General features: G+C 29.1%; 18 protein-coding genes. 13 read left to right on the forward strand and 5 right to left on the reverse strand.

Annotated elements, in window-relative coordinates; all coding sequences use genetic code 11:
• Window positions 1-159: 159 nt before the first annotated feature.
• The 10 genes from AVENP_RS15630 to AVENP_RS15675 all read left to right on the forward strand — a co-directional run bounded on the left by AVENP_RS15630 (window position 160) and on the right by AVENP_RS15675 (window position 9,851).
• Window positions 160-1,428 carry an O-acetylhomoserine aminocarboxypropyltransferase/cysteine synthase family protein gene (locus AVENP_RS15630; protein WP_128359845.1) on the forward strand — a complete coding sequence of 423 codons (1,269 nt, stop codon included), beginning with the start codon at window positions 160-162 and terminating at the stop codon, window positions 1,426-1,428.
• Between the two features lie 4 nt (window positions 1,429-1,432).
• The gene (locus tag AVENP_RS15635; protein WP_128359844.1) at window positions 1,433-1,846 is read left to right on the forward strand and encodes an RrF2 family transcriptional regulator; all 414 of its coding nucleotides are present in this window, start codon (window positions 1,433-1,435) and stop codon (window positions 1,844-1,846) included.
• Window positions 1,847-1,867: 21 nt separating this feature from the next.
• Entirely contained in the window at window positions 1,868-2,800 is a 933-nt protein-coding gene (cysK, locus tag AVENP_RS15640) for a cysteine synthase A (protein WP_128359843.1), read from the forward strand.
• 43 nt (window positions 2,801-2,843) lie between these two features.
• Complete coding sequence (locus AVENP_RS15645) at window positions 2,844-3,074, forward strand: DUF2061 domain-containing protein (protein WP_118887565.1); 231 nt, start codon at window positions 2,844-2,846, stop codon at window positions 3,072-3,074.
• An 8-nt stretch (window positions 3,075-3,082) separates the two neighbouring features.
• On the forward strand, window positions 3,083-3,787 hold the full coding sequence (locus AVENP_RS15650; protein WP_128359842.1) for a phosphoadenylyl-sulfate reductase: 705 nt from the start codon (window positions 3,083-3,085) through the stop codon (window positions 3,785-3,787).
• A gap of 12 nt (window positions 3,788-3,799) precedes the next feature.
• Window positions 3,800-4,714, forward strand: coding sequence for a sulfate adenylyltransferase subunit CysD (gene cysD / locus AVENP_RS15655; RefSeq protein ID WP_128359841.1), 915 nt, complete (start codon window positions 3,800-3,802; stop codon window positions 4,712-4,714).
• A 1-nt stretch (window position 4,715) separates the two neighbouring features.
• Window positions 4,716-6,173, forward strand: a complete 1,458-nt coding sequence (gene cysN, locus AVENP_RS15660) for a sulfate adenylyltransferase subunit CysN (RefSeq protein ID WP_128359840.1) — start codon at window positions 4,716-4,718, stop codon at window positions 6,171-6,173.
• Window positions 6,173-7,267 (forward strand): sulfite reductase, encoded by a 1,095-nt coding sequence (locus tag AVENP_RS15665; RefSeq protein ID WP_128359839.1) that lies wholly within the window; start codon window positions 6,173-6,175, stop codon window positions 7,265-7,267. Before cysN ends, AVENP_RS15665 begins: the two co-directional genes overlap by 1 nt.
• Before the next feature lie 105 nt (window positions 7,268-7,372).
• Window positions 7,373-8,674: an aminotransferase class V-fold PLP-dependent enzyme gene (locus AVENP_RS15670; RefSeq protein WP_128359838.1), complete on the forward strand. Its 1,302-nt coding sequence runs from the start codon at window positions 7,373-7,375 to the stop codon at window positions 8,672-8,674.
• 280 nt (window positions 8,675-8,954) lie between these two features.
• The gene (locus AVENP_RS15675; RefSeq protein WP_228201901.1) at window positions 8,955-9,851 is read left to right on the forward strand and encodes a metallophosphoesterase; all 897 of its coding nucleotides are present in this window, start codon (window positions 8,955-8,957) and stop codon (window positions 9,849-9,851) included.
• A gap of 33 nt (window positions 9,852-9,884) precedes the next feature.
• Here the strand turns inward: AVENP_RS15675 and AVENP_RS15680 are convergent, their stop codons facing one another.
• Window positions 9,885-10,325, reverse strand: coding sequence for a hemerythrin family protein (locus tag AVENP_RS15680; protein ID WP_128359836.1), 441 nt, complete (start codon window positions 10,323-10,325; stop codon window positions 9,885-9,887).
• Window positions 10,326-10,507: 182 nt separating this feature from the next.
• Between AVENP_RS15680 and AVENP_RS15685 the strand changes: the two genes are divergently transcribed.
• The 3 genes from AVENP_RS15685 to AVENP_RS15695 are packed head-to-tail and all read left to right on the forward strand — an operon-like array spanning window position 10,508 to window position 17,262.
• Window positions 10,508-13,873 (forward strand): transglutaminase family protein, encoded by a 3,366-nt coding sequence (locus AVENP_RS15685; RefSeq protein ID WP_128359835.1) that lies wholly within the window; start codon window positions 10,508-10,510, stop codon window positions 13,871-13,873.
• Complete coding sequence (locus tag AVENP_RS15690; protein ID WP_128359834.1) at window positions 13,874-16,366, forward strand: circularly permuted type 2 ATP-grasp protein; 2,493 nt, start codon at window positions 13,874-13,876, stop codon at window positions 16,364-16,366. It abuts the gene before it with no gap.
• Window positions 16,367-16,368: 2 nt separating this feature from the next.
• Window positions 16,369-17,262, forward strand: coding sequence for a transglutaminase family protein (locus AVENP_RS15695; RefSeq protein ID WP_128359833.1), 894 nt, complete (start codon window positions 16,369-16,371; stop codon window positions 17,260-17,262).
• Window positions 17,263-17,268: 6 nt separating this feature from the next.
• Here the strand turns inward: AVENP_RS15695 and AVENP_RS15700 are convergent, their stop codons facing one another.
• The 4 genes from AVENP_RS15700 to AVENP_RS15715 all read right to left on the reverse strand — a co-directional run bounded on the left by AVENP_RS15700 (window position 17,269) and on the right by AVENP_RS15715 (window position 21,998).
• The gene (locus AVENP_RS15700; protein WP_128359832.1) at window positions 17,269-19,260 is read right to left on the reverse strand and encodes a methyl-accepting chemotaxis protein; all 1,992 of its coding nucleotides are present in this window, start codon (window positions 19,258-19,260) and stop codon (window positions 17,269-17,271) included.
• A 209-nt stretch (window positions 19,261-19,469) separates the two neighbouring features.
• Complete coding sequence (locus AVENP_RS15705; protein ID WP_128359831.1) at window positions 19,470-20,402, reverse strand: M14 family metallopeptidase; 933 nt, start codon at window positions 20,400-20,402, stop codon at window positions 19,470-19,472.
• Window positions 20,389-21,342, reverse strand: coding sequence for a M14 family metallopeptidase (locus AVENP_RS15710; protein ID WP_128359830.1), 954 nt, complete (start codon window positions 21,340-21,342; stop codon window positions 20,389-20,391). The genes AVENP_RS15705 and AVENP_RS15710 overlap by 14 nt, the downstream gene beginning before the upstream one ends.
• On the reverse strand, window positions 21,342-21,998 hold the full coding sequence (locus tag AVENP_RS15715; protein ID WP_128359829.1) for an alpha-E domain-containing protein: 657 nt from the start codon (window positions 21,996-21,998) through the stop codon (window positions 21,342-21,344). Before AVENP_RS15715 ends, AVENP_RS15710 begins: the two co-directional genes overlap by 1 nt.
• Between the last annotated feature and the right edge of the window lies 1 nt (window position 21,999).

Consider the following 21,999-nt stretch of genomic DNA (forward strand, 5'->3'; position numbering starts at 1 on the left):
ATCATTTGATATAATCTTGATAGATTTAATCAAGTTAGTTAATCACCCCTTATTTAAAGGGTATTATATTAATTGTGATTAAATTACTTGACATTAATAAAAAAAAGTTCTATAATTTCAACATATAAAGAAAAGAACAAAAAAATAGAAAGGAAAAGAATGCAAAACGAAACAATTGCAATACACGCTGGGTATAACAAAAAAGAAGGTTTTGGGACAATGAGTGTTCCAATTACTCAAACAACTGCTTATGCATTTAGAGATTCTGAACATGCTGCAAATTTATTTGCATTAAAAGAACTTGGACCAATCTATACAAGATTAACAAATCCAACAACTGATGTTTTAGAGCAAAGATTTGCTGCACTTGAAGGTGGAGCTGCTGCTATTTGTACATCTTCAGGACAAGCTGCATCATTTTTTGCAATCGCAAATGTAGCTGAAGCTGGTGATAATATTCTTATTTCAGATAAATTATATGGTGGAAGCGTTACATTATTCACTTACACTATGAAAAGATTTGGAATTACGGCACGTGTATTTAAAAGTGACGATGCTTCTGATTTAGAATCATTAATTGATGATAAAACAAAAGCTATCTATTTTGAATCATTATCAAACCCTCAAATTGCTATTCCTGATGTGGAAAAAGTAGTTGAGATTGCAAAAAAACATGGTGTTTTAACTATTTGTGATAACACTGTTGCAAGTGCAGCTTTATTTAATCCAATCAAATGGGGAGTTGATGTTGTTGTTCACTCAACTTCAAAATATACAAATGGTCAAGGAACTGCACTTGGTGGAATTGTTGTTGAAAGAGATGGATTAGCTGAATTTTTCAAAGCAAATGAGAACAGATATTCACACTTTACAACTCCTGATGTATCTTATCATGGATTAGTTTATACAGATGTTCCACTTCCAAACTTTTGTTTAAGAATTAGATTATCACTTTTAAGAGATATTGGGGCAACTCAAGCGCCTTTTAATTCTTGGCTATTAATTCAAACATTAGAAACATTAAGTTTAAGAGTTGATAAACATTCAGACAATGCTTTAGAAGTTGCTAAATTTTTAGAATCTCATCCAAAAGTAAAATCTGTAAATTATCCAGGATTAAAATCTAACAAATATTATGACAAAGCTCAAAAATATTTCAAAGGTGGAAAATCATCTGGACTTATCTCTTTTGATGTTGAATCATTTGAAGAAGCAAAAAGAGTTATTGATAGTGCAAAACTATTTAGTGTTGTTGTAAATATTGGAGATAGTAAATCACTTATTGTTCATCCAGCATCTACAACTCACTCACAAATGAGTCCAGAAGAGTTGGCAAAAGCTGGTGTAAATCCTGTAACAATTAGACTTTCAATAGGTTTAGAAAATACTATTGATTTAATTGAAGATTTAACACAAGCATTAAATTAATAAAATGCCGTTAATATCAACAAAAGGTGTATATGGTCTAACAGCCATGTACGAGTTAAGTAAGCATCAAGAAGATTCTCCCATGCAAATCAGAGATATTTCAGCTAATGCTAATATCCCTCAAAATTACTTAGAACAACTTTTAAGTAAATTAAGACGAGCGGAACTTGTAAAAAGTATACGAGGTGCAAGGGGTGGATATGTTCTTGCTAGAAGTGCTAAAGAGATTAAAATAGTTGATATTTTAATCGCTTTAGAAGATGATATTAAAATAGTAGATGTTAAAACTGATAATCCAATTTTAAACATCTTTTTTGATGAATCAAAAAACAGTATGAAAAAGATTTTTGATATAAGCCTAGATAAACTAGATGAATATCAAGAGAAATATAACGAATTTTTACATTACAATATATAACTTAAAATAAAGGAAAATAGAATGAAATATGCAAATAACATAACAGAATTAATCGGTAACACACCTTTAGTAAAATTACAAGGTGCAAGTAACACAAGTGGTGCAACAGTTTTAGGTAAATGTGAATTTATGAATCCATCACATTCAGTAAAAGATAGAATTGGTACAAACATGATAAATGCAGCTTTAAAAGCTGGATTAATTAAAGAAGGTACAACGGTAATTGAACCTACAAGTGGAAATACTGGAATTGCATTAGCTTCTGTTTGTGCAGCTTTAGGAATTAAATTAGTTCTTACAATGCCATCATCAATGAGTATTGAAAGAAGAAGATTATTAAAAGCTTTAGGAGCTGAGTTAGTATTAACTGCACCTGAAAAAGGTATGAAAGGTGCTATTGAAAAAGCTGTTGAATTACAAGAAGAGACTCCAAACTCTTTTATTCCTCAACAATTTGCAAATGCTGCAAATCCAGAGATTCACAGACTTACAACTGCAAAAGAAATTTTAGCAGACACTGATGGGAAAATTGATATTTTTGTAGCTGCTATTGGAACAGGTGGAACAATTACTGGAACTGGTGAAGTTTTAAAAGCTCACAATCCAAATATCCAAATTATTGCAGTTGAGCCAGAAGCATCACCAGTATTAAGTGGTGGGAAACCAGGACCTCATAAAATTCAAGGAATTGGAGCTGGGTTTGTACCTGATGTTTTAAATACAAAAATTTATGATGAAGTATTACAAGTATCAAATGATGATGCAATTGCAGCTTCAAGACAAATTGCTCAATCTGAGGGATTATTAGTTGGTATTTCAGCAGGAGCTAATATTCACGCTGCACAATTAGTAGCATCAAGACCAGAAAATAAAGGTAAAACTATTGTTACAATTTTATGTGACACAGGTGAAAGATACCTAAGTTCAGGTTTATATGATTATGATGAAGAGTAAAAACTCTTTATCATAATTGCTTTAATTAAATATAGGAAAACAAATGCACGAAAAACCATATAGGTCAGTTGTAAAAGCCATTTCATGGCGGACAGTTGGAACTATTGATACAATTATTGTTTCATATTTTATTACTGGGAATCTAGTAATGGCAGCTTCAATTGGTTCAATTGAAGTTATTACAAAAATGGCTTTATACTATTTCCATGAAAGAGCATGGAATAAATTATCTTTTGGAAAAGTGAAAACTCCAGCAGTTGATTATCAAATTTAGGTTATACAATGAGTAATAAAGAATTAATACAAAATATAAATAAAGAGTTAGAAAATAAATCTACACAAGAAGTGATAGAGTATTTTTTAACAAAATTCAAAAATGTAGCACTTAGTTCAAGCTTAGCAGCTGAAGACCAAGTTTTAACAGATATTATTTTGAAACAAGATAAGAATGCAACAATATTTACATTAGATACGGGAAGATTACATCCTGAAACTTATGATGTTATGGATGCAACAAATTTAAAATACAGTGTAAAAATTGATGTATTTTTTCCTCAATATGAAAAGGTACAAGAACTTTATCAAACTCAAGGGGTAAATGGTCACTATGAGAGTATTGATAACAGAAAAAACTGCTGTAACATTAGAAAAATCGAACCTCTTAAACGTGCTTTAAAAGATGTTGAAGTTTGGATTACAGGGCTCAGAGCTGCTCAAAGCGTTACAAGAGTTGATATGCCTTTAGTTGAATGGGATGAAAACTTCAAAGTAATTAAAGTAAATCCTTTAATTAATTGGACAGAAGAGAATGTATGGGATTATATAAAAGAAAACAGAGTTCCATATAATAAACTTCACGATAAGGGCTTTCCAAGTATTGGTTGTGCTCCCTGTACCAGAGCCATTAAGGATGGTGAAGATATAAGAGCTGGAAGATGGTGGTGGGAAAACCCAGAACACAAAGAATGTGGTTTACACAAAAAATAAGAAAGGAAAAAAATGCAAATAAGTCAAAATAGATTAACACATCTAAAACAACTAGAAGCAGAATCAATGCATATTATGAGAGAAGTTGTAGCAGAGTTCTCAAATCCAGCGATGTTATATAGTGTAGGAAAAGACTCTTCTGTAATGTTACATCTTTTACAAAAAGCATTTTATCCTGCACCTCCTCCACTTCCTTTAGTTCATGTTGATACAACATGGAAGTTTAAAGAGATGATTGAGTTTAGAGATAAAAGAGCAAAAGAAGTTGGTATGGAACTTATAGTTTATACTAATCCAAAAGGTGAAGAGATGAATATCTCTCCATTTACTCACGGTTCAGCATTACATACAGATGTAATGAAAACTGAAGGATTAAAACAAATGTTAAATATCCAGAAGTTTGATGCAGTATTTGGTGGAGCAAGACGTGATGAAGAAAAATCAAGAGCAAAAGAGAGAATCTACTCTTTTAGAGATAAAAATCATAGATGGGATCCAAAATCTCAGCGACCAGAATTATGGAATGTATATAATGGAAGACACACAAAAGGTGAGTCTATTAGAGTATTCCCATTATCAAACTGGACAGAATTAGATATTTGGCAATATATTTATTTAGAAGGTATTCCTATTCCTGATTTATATTTCTCAAAAGAGAGAGAAGTAGTTGAATATATGGGTACAAAAATCATGGTTGATGATGAAAGAATGCCTGAAAGTTTGCGAAAAACAGCTAAAAAAGAGATGGTAAGATTCAGAACTTTAGGTTGTTATCCATTAACTGGTGCAGTTAACAGTGAAGCTACAACTTTACCTGAGATTATTCAAGAGATGTTAATTTGTACTACAAGTGAAAGACAAGGTAGATTAATAGATAGTGATGGTGACGCATCAATGGAGAAAAAGAAACAAGAAGGATATTTTTAGAATGGCACATCAATCAGACTTAATTGCAGAAAATATAGAACAATATTTAAAAGAACACGAAAATAAAGAAATATGTAGATTTATCACTTGTGGAAGTGTTGATGATGGTAAAAGTACTCTAATTGGAAGACTTTTATATGATTCAAAAATGATTTTTGAAGATCAATTAGCAGCTATTGAAAAAGATAGTAAAAAATCAGGAACTACTGGTGATAAAATCGATTTAGCACTTTTAGTTGATGGATTAGCTAGTGAGAGAGAACAAGGTATTACTATTGATGTTGCTTATAGATTCTTCTCAACTGATAAAAGAAAGTTTATCATAGCAGATACTCCAGGTCATGAGCAATATACAAGAAATATGGCAACGGGTGCTAGTACTGCTGATATTGCTATTATTTTAATAGATGCAAGACAAGGAATTTTAACTCAAACTAAAAGACACTCTTATATTGCAAGTTTATTAGGTATTAAAAACCTAATCGTTGCTATTAACAAGATGGATTTAGTTGATTTTAGTGAAGAAGTATTTGAAAAAATCAAAAAAGATTATAATGAAATTATCGAGTACCTTCCTCATCATAATGATTTAAATATTCAGTTTATCCCTATTTCGGCACTTGATGGAGATAATATCTTAACTATTTCACCAAAATGTTCTTGGTATAAAGGTCTTGCTTTAATGCCATTATTAGACAATACGTCTATACATAAACAAGAATCTTCATCATTTAGACTTCCTGTTCAATATGTTTTACGTCCTCACTTAAATTTTAGAGGATTCTGCGGAACTATTGCAAGTGGTGAGATAAACGTTGGTGATGAAATTACAGTTTTACCATCAAGAAAAACATCTAAAGTAAAATCAATAGTATCAAATGATATTAAAGATTTAAAACCAATTGGAAAAGATGAGCAAGTTGAAACAATACAAAAAGCATTCGCTCCAATGGCAACAACAATTACACTTCAAGATGAGATTGATATTAGTAGAGGTGATATGATAGTTAAATCTACTGATATTCCAAAAGTATCAAATCACTTATCAGCAATGGTAGTATGGATGGATGAAACTCCAATGAAACTTAATCAAAATTATGTGATTAAAAGAGCAACTTCAGTTATAAATGGTGCATTTAACGCTATTGAATTTAAGAAAAACATTAATACTTTTGAAGAAATTGAAGCAAGTGAATTAGCACTTAATGATATTGCAAAATGTACAATATCACTTGATAGAGAAATTGCAGTTGATTCATACTATGAAAATAGATACACAGGAAGTTTTATTATCATTGATAAATATACAAACTCAACTGTGGGTGCTGGAATGATTCTATCTTCAATTGAAGGTTTTACAAAACTTGAAGATGAGAAAAAAGTTTACTCAAAAGCTGAAATTGAATTAAATGAATTTATTAGAAGAAATTATCCTGAATGGGATTGTAAGGCAATATAATGTCTAATAATTTAACATTAAATATAGAAAAAATTAAACAAGAAAAAAATGAAATAGATGTTTTAGCAGACATCTTTTTTCATGCTGTTTTTGGAGAAAAAATAAGTAATGAAGATTTAGAAAGATTCAAATGGTATGGAATTTATGCCCAAGATGAAAAACAAGAATTCTTTGAGCTAAAAATTCCATTATCAATGGGTGAGTTAAATCTTCAACAAATTAAAACACTTAGTTTAATTTCAAAAGAGTATGCAAATAATAGTTTAGTTTTTTCATCTAATCAAAAAGTTGAATTAAAAGATATAAAAATATTTAGTCTGCCAAATATCTTTAATCTACTTCAAGATGTAGGTTTAGAAACCTCTTTTGAAGCGGGACACACAGTAAGAAGAGTTCTTACTTGTCCTATTAATACTATTGATGACTCTCAGATATTTAATGTCTCAGAGTTGGCAAATAAACTAAATGAAACTTTTATAGGAAATAAAAAATTCTCAAATTTACCAAATAAACTCCAAATGGCAATAAGTGGTCATGCAGAAGGATGTAATATACAAATTACTCCCGATGTTAGTTTTAATGCAACAAAAGATAATAAAGATAAAATCTTATTTGCTATAAAAATTTTAGATATAAATATAGGATATATTAGCAGTGCTCAAGTTATAAATGCAGCGAAAGCAATAGCTGAAATTTATAGAGATTTTGGAGATAGAGAAAACCCTGAACTTAACTCTTTTCAATCTTTAGTAAAAAAATGGGGAATACATAAATTTTTTGATGTATTAAACGCATCTATTAATTACAAAATTCAAAAAAATGTACAAACAAAAGAGCATACGATTCCGAGAAAACCTAGAATGGGTATAAATGAGAGTAATATAAAAGAGCAAAGTTATATAGGCTGTAAAATCAACTCATCAACAATACATAATACTAATCTTGATTTCTTATCTTCATTATTAGAAAAATATCAAGCGTCTAAAATTAGAATTTCACACAAAGGTAATATTATTATTCTTGATGTTCCAACTTCACAGGCTTTGAACTTAGCTAAAGAGTTAGAAAAAATCGATTTTAATCCTTTTGCTTAAATAAAAGAAGCTTTTTTAAGCTTTTTCTATTCAAGCTAACTCTTATAATAAATAACTTAAAATTATGAAATTAATAACTACAACTAATCAAAAGAGCAATTAAAAATGAACAAAAATATTTTCAGACCTTTTTTCAATGAAAACACAGATAAATTAAATTTTATTAGATACAACACTATTGGAAAAAATAAAAAAGAGTATTTTGATTATACTGCCTCAGGATTAGCTTTTAGACAAATAGAAAATAGAATCCATGATGTACTTGAAACTTATGCAAATACACACTCTAAAGAGGCTTCAAATGCTGATACTACAACAAATTATTATGAAATAGCAAGAACAAATCTGGCAATTAATCTAGAACTTAATGAAGATTTTGCCATTCTTCCTAGTGGTTGTGGAACAACTGCTGCTATTAAACATTTTCAAGAGTTAATGGGATTATATATTCCTCCTTCAACAAAAAAAAGATTTGGTTTTGAAATTGATAAACAAAAAGCTCCTTTAGTAATAGTAGGCCCTTATGAACATCACTCAAATGAAGTTTCATTTAGAGAAGCTTTATGTGAAATTCAAAGAATAGATTTAGATAAAGAGGGTTTAGTTGATTTAAATCACTTAAAAGAAATTTTAGAAAAAAACAAAAATAGAGAGATAATAGCTTCATTTTGTATAGCTTCAAATGTTACAGGAATTATAACTCCCTACGAAGAAATTTCTAAATTATTAAGAAGTTATAATGCTGTAGTTTGTTTTGATGCAGCTGCTTCAAGTCCATATATGAATATTCCTTGCCATCTTTATGATGCTTTATTTATGTCACCGCATAAACTTTTAGGAGGTCCTGCTTCTTGTGGTTTATTAGTTATTAGAAAATCTCTAATTGATACAACAATTGCTCCTTCATTTGCTGGTGGTGGAACTGTTTTATATGTAAATAAAACATCTCAAACATACCAAAATGATATTGAAATAAGAGAAGAAGCAGGAACTCCACCAATTTTACAATTTATTCGAGCATCTCTAGCATATCAATTAAGAAATGAAGTTGGTTTTGAATTTATAAAAAAACAAAAAGAAGAGTTAAAAGAGATATTTATAAATGAACTAAGAAAGATTCCATCTTGCGAAATATATGGAAATCAAGAAGCCCAAAATATAGGAATTATCTCTTTTAATATCAAAGGTATAAATCCTTATGAATTATGTAATCTTTTATCTTCAAATGACAATATCCAAACAAGAGCTGGATGTTCATGTGCAGGACCTTATGGACATGATTTATTAGGAATAAAAGAGTTAGATATGAATAATCGTCCAGGATGGGTTAGAATCTCAATTCATTTCTCTCAAACAAAAGAAGAGATTATGAATTTAGTAAAAAGTATTAAAAAAATTGCAATTTAAGTGAAATTAAACTCTTCATTTAACCTTCATTAACTTAAAATGTTTACAATTACAAATGAATTTAATAATATTTTTTTTAGTATTTATTATCGTTTTTGCTTTTCAAACTTTTATAATAAAAAAACGTCTTATAAATAAACTTGATTTTACTTATAAGACGAAAAAGTATCTTAGCCTAATATTATATATAACTTTTTTTGGGGCTGTTCTATACCCAATGGCAAGATACTATCCCTTAGTGCCAAACTGGCTCTACTTTGTCCTTTCCTTGCCAATTGGGATGATTTTTTTAACATTTATTATTACTCTATTACATGAAATCATCTCTTTTGGAATCAAAAAAACACCATTCAAAAATAATCGAAGAGAATTTTTCAAAAAAGGCTTAGATATAGGAGCCATTTCCCTAGTAATTGCTACCAATGCTAAAGCTATGGATAATGCAAAAAATGTTCAACTTGAAGTTGTAGATGTAAAAATAAATAATTTAAAAATACCATATAATATAGTACAAATAAGTGATGTCCACATCGGTGGATTGATTGATAAAGAGTTTATAAAATCCCTTGTAGATAAAATTAATATATTAAATGCGGATGCTGTTGTAATTACAGGGGATTTAGTTGATACAAAATTAGAATATGCTATTCCTGCTCTTAATGAACTTAAAAATATTAAATCGAAATTTGGAACATATTTTATAGTTGGAAACCATGAATATTTTCATGGAGTTAAACCAATTATTGATTATGTGAACTCATTAGGAATAAAAACTTTAGAAAATGAAAATGTTTATGTTGGACCAAAAGATGAAGGTTTTAATCTTTGTGGAGTTTATGATAGATTTGGTTTTAAATACAATGATTTTATACCTGATATTAATAAAGCCATGCAAAATTTAGAAAATTCTCCAACTATTCTTTTGGCTCATCAACCAAAATTTATAGAAGAAATAGAAAATACAAAAGGAATTGATTTAATGCTTAGTGGACATACCCACGGTGGACAAATCTTTCCCTTTAATTTTTTAATAAAACTTCAACAACCTTATGTAAAAGGTCTTCACACTTTTAATGACTACACCCAAGTTTATGTGAATAAAGGCACAGGATTTTGGGGACCACCTATGAGACTTGGTGCTAGTAGTGAGATAACTATTTTAAAATTACACGCTTAATCTAACTACTAGCAAATTTCTAACTCTTTCAAATTAATGCATTGCACAAGGACTCATTCCTGTTTTGAAAAACATTGCAGTTACTGTATCCATTGTTTGAATATGATTAACTAGCCAAGATACAAGATTATTTTCGAAATAGTTTTTTAATTCTAAAATATTTTTAGTCTCTTCAAAATTATCGAAAAGTTGTTTTATTTCTGATAAATTCATATTATGCTCATTTTTATGAAATTCATAGGCAAAAAAACCTTTTTCTCTCATTTGTATCTCTTCAGTTTCAAAATGATTTTCAGTGTGAGTTATCCACTCTTTATATTTATCTTCTAAACTTTTTAGATTTAATTCACTTTGTTCTTTTTCATACTCTAAAATATCTTTATAAAGTTCATTTATTATTTCTACATCTTCAAAATGTGTATCATTCATAAAATCCATTGATACAAGTGGTAAATCATTCTTATTTATTAACATACAAACTCCTATTTTTCATAATTGTATAGAAATTAAAATTCTTTTTAATTGATTAGAATCAAGTATTAAAATATACACAATATTTTAAAGTTTCAATTGTATTACTTATATACAGCTATTTAATAAATTTACTTATTTTATTCATGTATAATAATTTCAATTAAAATTTAAAAGGATTTAAAATGTCTTTAAAGGTAGTTATTTCACATAAAACTCACTATAAATATGATAGACCTATATCTTTATCTCCACATATTATAAGATTAAGACCAGCCCCTCACAGTAGAACTCCAATTGAAGCTTATTCATTAAAAATAAAACCCGATGGACATTTTCTAAACTGGCAACAAGATCCATTTGGAAACTACCAAGCAAGAATTGTATTTCCTGAAAAAACAAAAGAGTTTTTTATTGATGTTGAAATTATTGCAGATTTAATTACATTAAATCCATTTGACTTTTTTGTTGAAGAAAGCGCAACAAATTTTCCTTTTGAATATAAAAAAGATTTAAAAAAAGAGTTAAAACCTTATTTAAAAATTGAAGAAGATGGCAAATTATTAACTGAGTTTGTTGGAAAAATTGATAAAACAGAAAAACCAATTATTGATTTTTTAGTAGAAGTTAATCAAAAAATTAACCAATATGTAAACTATACTGTAAGACTAGAACCAGGTGTTCAAACTTGTAAAACTACTTTAGAAAAGAAATTAGGTTCGTGTAGAGATTCTGCTTGGCTTTTTGTACAAGTTTTAAGACATTTAGGACTTGCAGCACGTTTTGTATCTGGATATTTAGTTCAATTAACAGCCGATGTTAAATCACTTGATGGACCAAGTGGTCCTGAAGCTGACTTTACAGATTTACACGCTTGGACAGAAGTTTATATTCCTGGTGCTGGATGGGTTGGACTTGATAGTACAAGTGGATTATTTGCTGGTGAAGGTCATATTCCTCTTGCTTGTACACCACATTATAACTCTGCTCATGCAATTGAAGGATTTAGTGATAAATGTGAAACTGAATTTGAATTTGAAAATAAAGTTACAAGAATTTTTGAATCTCCAAGGGTTACAAAACCTTATAAAGAAGAACAATGGAAAGCTATTTATGACTTAGGTTTTAAAGTAGATGAAGATTTAGAGAAAAATGATGTTCGTCTAACAATGGGAGGAGAACCTACATTTGTTTCTATTGATGATATGGAATCAGCTCAATGGAATAGTGAGGCAGATGGAGAACATAAAAGAGAATTAGCTACAAAACTAGCAAGAAGACTTTTAGAAACTACTACAACTGGTGGGCTTTTACACCATGCACAAGGAAAATGGTACCCAGGAGAACCACTTCCTAGATGGCAAACAACAATTTATTGGAGAAAAGATAAAAAACCTGTTTGGGAAAATCCAGCACTTCTTGCAAATAAAAATGATGTTTTTCCTTATACAACTGCTGATGCAAAAAACTTTTTATCAACACTTGCATCTGTTTTAGGTGTTAGTGATGAAAATATAAGTCCAGCCTTTGAAGACCCAATCTATTATATTATGAAAGAAGCTGAACTTCCTATTGATATTGACCCTTTAAAATATGATTTAAAAGACCCACTTGAGAGAAAAACAATAGCTGATAAATTAGCACAAGGTTTAAACAATGAAGTGGGATATGTTTTACCTTTAAATTTTGGAGTTACAAAATGGATAAGTTCTAAATGGGAATTTAGAAGAAATCATCTTTTCTTAAGTGCTGGAAATTCACCATTGGGATTAAGACTTCCCTTAGAATCATTAGTAGTAAAACCACCTGTTGAATTAGAAAAAAATTTTGAAACAGACCTTTTTGCCTTTGCTCCACAACTTGGCGATTATATTAAAGATGTGAAAAAAAGAGCTAAAAAAACTAGTAAAAAAACAACTACAAAATTTAATTCAAATACTTTTGTAAGAACTGCAATTACATCTGAAATAAGAGACAATAAACTTTGTATTTTCCTTCCTCCAATTGAAGACACAGAAGTATTCTTAGATTTAATTGCTTCAATTGAACAAACTGCAACTATTTTAAATTTATCTGTAATCATTGAAGGTTATGAACCTCCACACGATTTAAGAACAGATAGAATCAAAGTAACTCCAGATCCAGGTGTTATTGAAGTAAATATTCAACCTGCAAGTTCTTGGAAAGAGTTAAGTGATAATCTACTTGCACTTTATGAAGATGCAAGACTTTGTAGACTTGGAACTGAAAAGTTTATGATTGATGGAAGACACACAGGAACTGGTGGTGGTAACCATGTTACTATTGGAGCGATGAAACCAAGTGATTCTCCACTATTAAGAAATCCTCAATTACTAAGAAGTCTAATCACATTCTGGCAACACCATCCAGGTTTATCTTATCTATTCTCAGGAGCATTCATAGGACCAACTTCACAAGCTCCAAGAGTTGATGAAGGAAGAGCTGAAAATCTTTATGAATTAGAGATTGCCTTTTCACAAATTCCAGAAAGTGGTGATGTTCCATTTTGGTTAACTGATAGATTATTTAGACATATGTTAACTGACATTACAGGAAATACACACAGAAGTGAGTTTTGTATAGACAAACTTTATTCTCCTGATAGTAGCACGGGAAGACTTGGAATATTAGAGCTTAGAGCTTTTGATATGCCACCTCACTCTCAAATGGCACTTTTACAAATGTTATTAGTTAGAGCTTTAGTATCTTGTTTTTGGAAAAAACCATATAAACATGATTTAGTTAGATGGGGTACAAGATTACATGATAAATTCTTACTTGAACACTATGTAAAAGAGGATTTAAGAAGTGTCGTTCAATACTTAAATGATGAGGGTTATGAGTTTAAACTTGATTGGTTTGACCCATTCTTTGAATTTAGATTCCCATTATACGGAATGACTATGATTGAGGGAATGCCAGTTGAAATTAGATCAGCAATTGAGCCATGGAATGTTCTGGGAGAAGAATCAAGTTCACAAGGAACATCAAGATATGTTGACTCATCTGTTGAGAGATTACAAATAAAAATTGAAAATTTCAATGAAGAAAGATACATAGTAACTTGTAATGGGGTGCAAGTTCCCCTATCAAAAACAGATGTTGAGGGTGAGTTTGTAAGTGGGGTTAGATACAAAGCTTGGCAACCTTGGTCAGCCCTTCATCCAACCATTAAAGTAGATACACCTTTAACTTTTGATATAATAGATAAATGGAATACTAGATCTATTGGTGGGTTTAATTATTTTGTTGCACATCCAGGTGGAAGAAGTTATGATACTTTCCCTGTAAATTCTTATGAAGCAGAGTCAAGAAGAATAAATAGATACTGGGACTTCAATCACTCACAAGGTGAAGTTGAAGCATATGAACCATCTATTTCAGGGGAAGCAAATACTCTATTTGCTGTGGAAGCAACAAGAACATTAACAAATACAAAAGGAAGTAAAAAACTTCTTTTTAAAGAGATGCCAAAAAATAAAGAATACCCACATACATTAGATTTAAGACAAAGGTGGATAAAAAAGTAGATGTCAATTTTTGATAGTTGTAAGTTAGAGTCATCATATGATGAAATGTTTGATACAAAATGCAATATTAAACCTCATTGGGATGACATTGTAAAAGGTTTAGAAGAGGCAGGTATTAAACAACTTGAACAAAAACAACTAGAAATTGATTGGAAACTTGAAGATAATGGGGTTACTTATAATATTTATAATGACCCAGAAGGAAACAACAGAAGATGGAATTTAGACCCTATTCCCTTAGCTCTTACATCTACGGAGTGGGAAGAGGTTTCAAGAGGACTAAAACAAAGAGCAAAACTTTTAAATCTAATTTTCAAAGATTTATATACTGAGCAAAGATTAATTAAAGAGGGAATTGTTCCTGCTGAAATTATTTTTGCCCATAAAAGTTTTATTCCTGAAGTTTTTAATTTTGAAAATAAAGATTATTACTCTATGCGATTTTATGCAGCAGATATAAGCAGAGGTCCTGATGGAAAGTTTTGGGTTATAAATGATAGAACTCAATCTCCATCAGGTCTAGGTTATGCAATAGAAAATCGACTTACAATGAACTCAATCTCAAATGATTTATATCCAAATGTTGAAATTCTAAAAATGGCAAAATTTATTGAGGGTTTTAAAACTATGTTAAAATCTCTCTCATCATCAAATCAAGACAATCCATTGATTGTTCTTTTAACTCCAGGTCCTTTAAATGAGACCTATTTTGAACACTCATATATTAGTTCTTTTTTAGATTTAACTCTTGTTCAAGGTGAAGATTTACTTGTAAAAAACAACCAATTATGGCTAAAAAGTTTAAATGGATTAAGAAAAGTTGATACTTTAATTAGAAGAGTTGATTCACAATATTGTGACCCTCTTGAATTAAGAAATGACTCACATTTAGGAGTTGCTGGACTTGTAAATGTAATTAGAAAAAATAATCTATCAATGATAAATCCAATTGGTGTTGGTATTTTAGAAAATATTGGACTAAATCCATTTATGAAAAATATTGCAAAGTTTTTACTAAATGAAGAATTAATTCTTCCTCAAATAGCAACTTGGTGGTGTGGACAAAAAAAAGAACTTAAATTTGTACTTGAAAATATCAAAAATTTAATCATAAAAAAAATTGACCGAACAGATAATATAGAAGTTCATTTTGCTAATAAATTAGATGATATTCAATTAAAAGAGTTAATAGAAAAAATAGAAAAAAATCCACACTATTATGTTGGACAAGAAATTATTGACTTTTCTACAAGTCCATCATTTACAAAAGGTAAAATTGAACCTAGAAATGCAGTAATAAGGTCATTTTCTTATTTACATGAAGATAAATATCATGTAATGCCTGGAGGATTAATTAGAGTTTCTCCATCAAAAGATTCCCTTGTTGTATCAAATCAAAAAGGTGGAGCTAGTAAAGATTTATGGATATTAGGAAAAAATGTTGATTCTACTGGAAATAATATCTTTAAAAATAGAGCTTTTATTGATTCACGCTTAGAAAATATTTCAACTAAAAGAGCAGAAAATTTATTTTGGTTAGGAAGATATTTAACAAGATCAATAACAACTTCAAGAATGATTAGATTTAATTTAAAAAGTATGCTTAATCTAAACCGATATGACGACAAGAGTAATTCAAAACTCACAATTAAAATTTTAAATAATGCATTAACGCATTTAACTATGAGTTATCCTGGCTTTTTGGATGAAAAATCTACTATTACGCCAATTAAAGAGATTATTTCACTAATAAGAGATAAAAATAGAGTTGGAACTCTTAGTTTCAGTCTTTCTATGCTCTCAAATTTAAATGCAAGTGTAAAAAATCTTCTTACAATAGAAGCATGGAGAATCTATGAAAAAATGCAAAAAGAGTGGAATAGCTATAATAAAAGAGAAGTTTTCACATACAAAGATCATATAAATGAACTAGATAGTTTATTAATTTTTTTAATGGCTTACAGAGAGCTAATTGATGAAAGTATATTTAAAGAACAAGGATTAATTTTATATGATATTGGATGTAAAATAGAAATATCTCAACTATTAATTTCTAAATTAAGATCACTTCTTACTCAAAAACTTGATAAATTAATAGAGTATGATGTTTTAGATTCTATGTTAAATTCTTATGAAAGTTATAACTCTTATAGGGCGTATTATAAATCTTCTTTAGACTTAGAAAATGTATTAGACTTTTTAATATTTAATACAAAATATCCAAAATCTTTGATTTATATAATAAATCAACTATTAAGTGATTTAAAAGAACTCCCAAAAAATGAAAATAATTCACACTTAAGTAGTTTCGAAGAACCTGTATTTAAGGTATTTTCAATGATAACTTTAACAAGCACGCAAAAACTATTAGAGAGTTCTGAGGAAGAGTATGTATATAAAGGATTAGATGAGTTTTTATCAACTCTTTCTGATTTATTAACACAAACATCTGAAGAATTAACTAAAACATATTTTTCACACTATAATGAGTAACAATGATTTATGAAATATACCACGAAACAAACTTTAATTATGCAGGACTTGTAACTTTTAGTCATAATATTGCAAGATTAAAACCTAAAAATTCAAATACGCAAAAATTACTTGAATACTCACTAAAAATTGAGCCAACACCGTATGAAACAAATGAATTTGTTGATTATTTTGAAAATACAAATAATTTTATGCTTATTAGAGAAGCCCATAAAAACCTAAAAGTTATTGCAACTTCAAAAGTTGAAAGACTTGAAACGGAAATAAAAAAAGAGTTAAGCCTTTTTAAGGATGTAAAAATTACTCTTAAACAATTAAAAGAGAGATTTAGCAGTTATAATGCAAATGATGTATTGGCAAAATATTTTTTATTTGAAACAGAATCTATCCCAATGCCATCACTTGAAATAAAAAAATATGTTTTAGAATCTTTTAGTGAAGATAGAAATATAATTGAAGCAACAACTGAATTTATGGCTAGAATATTCAATGATTTCAAATTTGTATCTGGATTTAGTGATATTACAACTCCTATTGAAGTAATTTTCAAAGAGAAAAAAGGGGTTTGTCAAGATTTCGCGCAGTTTGCAATTTCAGCACTTAGAAGTATCGGTATTCCAACTAGATATATAAGTGGTTATATTCAAACAATCCCAGCAGAGGGAAGTGAAAAACTTTTTGGTGCAGATGCTTCTCATGCTTGGTTTTCTATTTATATTCCTGATGTTGGATGGTTAGATTTTGATCCAACAAATAATAAAATCCCAAATGAAGAGTATATAATTTTAGGTTATGGAAGAGATTATTTAGATATTTCACCCTTAAAAGGTGTTGTTCAAAGTAGTGGGAATAGTGCTTTAAGTGTAAAAGTTAATGTGAAAATTATAGAAGGATAGAAGAGTTTAAAAACTCTCCCATTCATCTGTATCTTTTGTTTTAGCTGAGTGTGACTCTACAGGTTTTACTACTTTTTTAGATACAACTTTATTATGACTTTGTTTTTCTTGAGCTTCTGCCATGTGTATAGCTTTAGCTGCTGATTTTATATTTTTTGATTTAGCTGTATTTTTCCCAATAAATTCTTTTTCATCAGCACTACTAACCACCAATTTAGCTATTTGATCTGTTAACACTGCCACATCATGAGTTTGTGATGCTACTGCTGCATTTTGTTGTGTTTGTTGGTCTAATTGATTTACTGCATCATTTATCTGTTCAATTCCTAACAACTGCTCTTTTGATGCATTTTGGATATCTTGTATTAAATTTATTGTATGAGTGATATTTCCATTTAATTGTTTATATCCCTCTATCATATTTCCAGCTATTTTTTTACCATCATTCGCTTTTACTGTTGCTGTTTCTACGATTGATTTTATCTCACGTGCAGCATCTGCTGAACGAGATGCTAGGTTTCTCACTTCTGCTGCTACTACTGCAAATCCTTTTCCTGCTTCTCCTGCTGTTGCTGCTTCTACTGCTGCATTTAAAGAAAGAATATTTGTTTGGAAAGCAATTTGGTCAATTACAGAAATTGCATCATTTATAGCATTTACTTGAGTATTTATCTCATCCATTGAAACTGTTGTTTGATTTGCTAATTTCTCACCTTGAGAAGCAGAAGCTGTTACTTCATTTGAAAGAATTGCCATTTTTGAAATATTCTCTGTATTATTTCTAATATTTGAAGTTATCTCTTCTATTGCTGCTGCTGTTTCTTCTAAAGATGCTGCTGCTTCATTTGAGCTTTGATTTAATTTATCTACATTTGATAAAAGTATATTTGAACTTTCATCTAAAGTTAGACCATTTGTTTTATTTTCTACTAACATTTGAGTAATGGAATTTTGCAAAGTATTAATACCTACTACTAATCTTTCAAACACTCCACCATGTTCATCATTTTCATGCATCTTTAAAGTATCTACATAATTTAGTTTTGCATATTTTTCTAATAATTCATCTACTTCAATAAACCTATCTCTTGTACTTCTTATCATTTGATTTACATTATTTTTAAACTCTTCTAGTGAACTGTTATTAGTTGATTTCTCTATAAATTGTCCATACCAACCATTATTTACTCTTGTCATTACTACTTTTGCATCATCAATTAAAGAGTTATCTTGGTTTAGTGTGTTTTCTATTTGTTTAATATTCTCATTTACAAACACTGCCATTTCACCAAATTCATCTTTTGATTTATCATCAAGAAGTAAAACTGTTGTTGATTTTTTATTTAGGTAATCAAAAAAAGAGATTAATCCAGTTTTAAAATCATTTAGGGATTTTATTACTATATTTGAAATTAACAAAGAAATAATTATAAATATAGCAATTGAGATAATTACTAAAGCCATCAATATATTATTCAATAAACTATGAGCTTCTATCTTTAATTGTATAGCACTAATATTTATTGCATCTATTTTTTTTTCTAAAACAACACCTGCTTCAGCCATCATTTTTACTGTATTTTTTAACTCTTCAGATTCTTCTTTTATACCATTTGTTTTATTATCTATTAACATTGAGGCAACTTGATTAAAACTTGTTAGATACTCTTTTGAAGAAGAGATAATTTCATCACTCAAATCTTTATTTTTTTGAGTAGTTAACTCTTTTTTTAATTGTGTTACATCATTATTTAATGTATTAAAGTTATCTATTACTTTTTGTTTATTTTCATCATTTACGGCTCTTAAGAACTGATAAACTGATATTCTTCCTTTTAACAATTGTTGAATAAAGTTCTCTGTTTCTATTGCTACTTTATTTCTTGCATTTTCTATATCACTAAAATGAACATACACTATCCCTGACACTATTACTATTACTACAAACATTAATGGAAACAACAGGAGTTTCATTTTTGTATTGATGTTTTTTATCATTATTTCTTCCTTATAATTTAAAACCCAATAGTATTATTTTTTTATTGTATTTGTAATTAATTATTTACATAATTATAAATAATAAATTTAATAAGTGATAAAAGTTACCTATGTAACTGATAAGGAGTAATATTTCTGATTTCTAAGGATAAATATAATTTTTTAAGATTCTTTTTCTTTTTATTATTTTTCTAATTGGCTAGTAAATACTAACCAATTTTTGCAATTCTAAAAGCAACTGCGTGTTCATAGATTAAAGAGTAACTATAAGAACATGTAATCATACCATTACAAGGAGCCAAAAATTGGTGAATAACCTCACCTTCTAAAGAGTGAACTATTTCTCCAATAATTTGATCTTTAGATACATAATTTCCTGGAAGTTCTTTAGGAATAAAAATACCACTTCTAGGAGATTTAACAACATTAATTGAATTTCTATCAATTACAGTTGATTCGTAACCCGCAAAAATATGATAATCTATAATTTTATTTTTATCCATAAATCTAATCATGGCTTGATTTATTTGGCTTGCACTCTTTTTATCAACTAAATTATCACTTGGGCAGATAATTGAAAAAGCTTTGGTTCCCCAAAGTTGCCAGTTATATTGTAGAGTAACAGTATCAATTGACTTCATAGTTCGATGATGGATCATTTTAAAACCAAACTTTTTTGCAGCCACTAAATCTTCGTAACCACTTTTATAAAGTTTTATATATGGTAGGCAAGTTGCAGGATCTGGGCGTCTTTCTAAAATAATTCCATAATCATATCCACTAATTGCATCAAAAACTTTTTTAGCAATTCTTTGTGTAGTTTCACCCAACTCATATCCAGGGAACATCATGTTTAAATCAGTATTATCTAAAGGCCAGAATCTTTTTCCAATATTTAAAGCATAATGATTAATTGAAGGGATAATTAATACATCACCTTTGATTTTTTCTTTATCAATTTTATTCTTGAAAAAATCTACCATTTTTGAAGCACAATATAATGGTAAGATAGAATCACCTTCCATGGCACCAATAATTGCAACTTTAGGAGCTTTTGGGTTAGTTCCTTTAAAAAAATATCCTTCAATAACTAATGGAGCACGACTTAATGATTCAATTCTTAATATTTCAATTTTTTCCACTGTTATCTCCAAAAATTCTAGCTATTAACGAACCCTCATAAACAACAGGATATTCTCTTAAAGTAAATAATATTCCATCAGCAGGAGCTATCAAAGTAACATGTATTGAACCAGTTAATGGATCAACTATATCTCCAATTTTTTCATCTTTTTTAATAATTGCACAATGATCAAGAGCAGGAACAAACAGTCCACTTTTTGGAGCATTTAAATAAAATACTTCTCCTATTTCAGAGTTAAAAGCTTCTCTTACGATAAAATCATCTTTACCCTCAATAATTCCCTCTTTTTGCATTAGATTTAAAATTCCCAGTAGTAATTGGTGTCCATATGCTTTTGTAAGTCTCATTCCAACACCCATTTCAACCACAAGGGTTTTTGTTCCCATTGAATTCATTGTATGTGAAAAAGTAGATTCAAGAACAGTTACTGCATCATGAATCCAAATAAAATCACAATTTAACTCTTTTGCAAGGGGTAAAGTAGATTTTGAATACTCTTTATTTATTCTAATTTGTGGGATTTCTCGTAAAAAAATATTGCTTGAATGAATATCAATAGCAATATCACTTCCTTTTACATCATTTGCAAGAGCAAAAACAACTTGTCCTGGTAAAAATTCATTAGAATTACCAGGAAATGTTCTATTTAAATCAACATTATACAAAGGAAAGCCCCTTGTAATTGTATCTACACCTAAAGAGTTTACAGCTGGATAAATATCAACAATACCTTTTAATTTATCACTATTAGTATTTAACCAATTTGCTAAAAGATAAATAACTAACTGCCCTTCTAATTCATCTCCATGAATTCCACTTACTATTGAAATCCTTTTAGTTTTATTATTAGACTTTTTTAAAGGTTCAAATCTAGTTCTTTTAACTGCTAGTTTTTCACCTACTGGTAACTCAGATGTAAATATCTCTGTTGTTTTCATTAATTCTCTACTATAATTTTATTTATTTTAGCATTAATTGAATTCAAAATGGTTTCAAAAGAATCATCTATATCATGAGGAACAAATTTTGATTCAGGTGCTAATCTAGTAACAATCTTATCTATTTCTTCCATAAGTACCAATGAAAAAACTTTATCTTCTTCTAGTCTTAAATGAAAATCTACTTTCTCGACAAGTTTCCCCAGTCTGATAAAATAATCACTCGCTTGTCTATGCTGTTTTCTTGTTAGTTCACCCCAAATTTCACTAATTAAAGATAAAACCTTATCAATAAATCTACAATCAACATCTAAACTTGAATGTTTTAATAAATTAGCCAACTCAACAACAGAACCAAAAGCCTCAGTATCCATATTAGTTCTACTAATAATTGCATTCTCTTTAGCAAGATTAATTAATGTTTGTAAATTCGCATGATGATTTCCAAATATTGAAATATTTAAAAACTCCTTTGCACTTGAATATTCTAAATCTATTCCAAATTTTTTATAAAGTTCTTTACCACAATCTTTATCAGTATCAATAACCTTATCAAAGGCATAAACGATTTCAAGTAAAGTTACTTCAACTCTTTCTAAATATCTACCAAACCAATATAAGTTTGTTGCAACATTTGCAGTTAATAATTGCTCCATC

This window comes from Arcobacter venerupis (assembly GCF_013201665.1).
In the GTDB taxonomy this organism is placed as follows: Bacteria; Campylobacterota; Campylobacteria; order Campylobacterales; family Arcobacteraceae; genus Aliarcobacter; species Aliarcobacter venerupis.

Coding starts and splice junctions, on each gene's coding strand:
- cysK (WP_128359843.1), top strand. CDS start 1,868: ATGAAATATGCAAATAACATAACAGAATTAATCGGTAACACACCTTTA.
- cysD (WP_128359841.1), top strand. CDS start 3,800: ATGCAAATAAGTCAAAATAGATTAACACATCTAAAACAACTAGAAGCA.
- AVENP_RS15690 (WP_128359834.1), top strand. CDS start 13,874: ATGTCAATTTTTGATAGTTGTAAGTTAGAGTCATCATATGATGAAATG.
- AVENP_RS15630 (WP_128359845.1), top strand. CDS start 160: ATGCAAAACGAAACAATTGCAATACACGCTGGGTATAACAAAAAAGAA.
- AVENP_RS15645 (WP_118887565.1), top strand. CDS start 2,844: ATGCACGAAAAACCATATAGGTCAGTTGTAAAAGCCATTTCATGGCGG.
- AVENP_RS15710 (WP_128359830.1), bottom strand. CDS start 21,342: ATGAAAACAACAGAGATATTTACATCTGAGTTACCAGTAGGTGAAAAA.
- AVENP_RS15675 (WP_228201901.1), top strand. CDS start 8,955: ATGATTTTTTTAACATTTATTATTACTCTATTACATGAAATCATCTCT.
- cysN (WP_128359840.1), top strand. CDS start 4,716: ATGGCACATCAATCAGACTTAATTGCAGAAAATATAGAACAATATTTA.
- AVENP_RS15665 (WP_128359839.1), top strand. CDS start 6,173: ATGTCTAATAATTTAACATTAAATATAGAAAAAATTAAACAAGAAAAA.
- AVENP_RS15650 (WP_128359842.1), top strand. CDS start 3,083: ATGAGTAATAAAGAATTAATACAAAATATAAATAAAGAGTTAGAAAAT.
- AVENP_RS15680 (WP_128359836.1), bottom strand. CDS start 10,325: ATGTTAATAAATAAGAATGATTTACCACTTGTATCAATGGATTTTATG.
- AVENP_RS15635 (WP_128359844.1), top strand. CDS start 1,433: ATGCCGTTAATATCAACAAAAGGTGTATATGGTCTAACAGCCATGTAC.
- AVENP_RS15715 (WP_128359829.1), bottom strand. CDS start 21,998: ATGGAGCAATTATTAACTGCAAATGTTGCAACAAACTTATATTGGTTT.
- AVENP_RS15670 (WP_128359838.1), top strand. CDS start 7,373: ATGAACAAAAATATTTTCAGACCTTTTTTCAATGAAAACACAGATAAA.
- AVENP_RS15700 (WP_128359832.1), bottom strand. CDS start 19,260: ATGATAAAAAACATCAATACAAAAATGAAACTCCTGTTGTTTCCATTA.
- AVENP_RS15695 (WP_128359833.1), top strand. CDS start 16,369: ATGATTTATGAAATATACCACGAAACAAACTTTAATTATGCAGGACTT.
- AVENP_RS15685 (WP_128359835.1), top strand. CDS start 10,508: ATGTCTTTAAAGGTAGTTATTTCACATAAAACTCACTATAAATATGAT.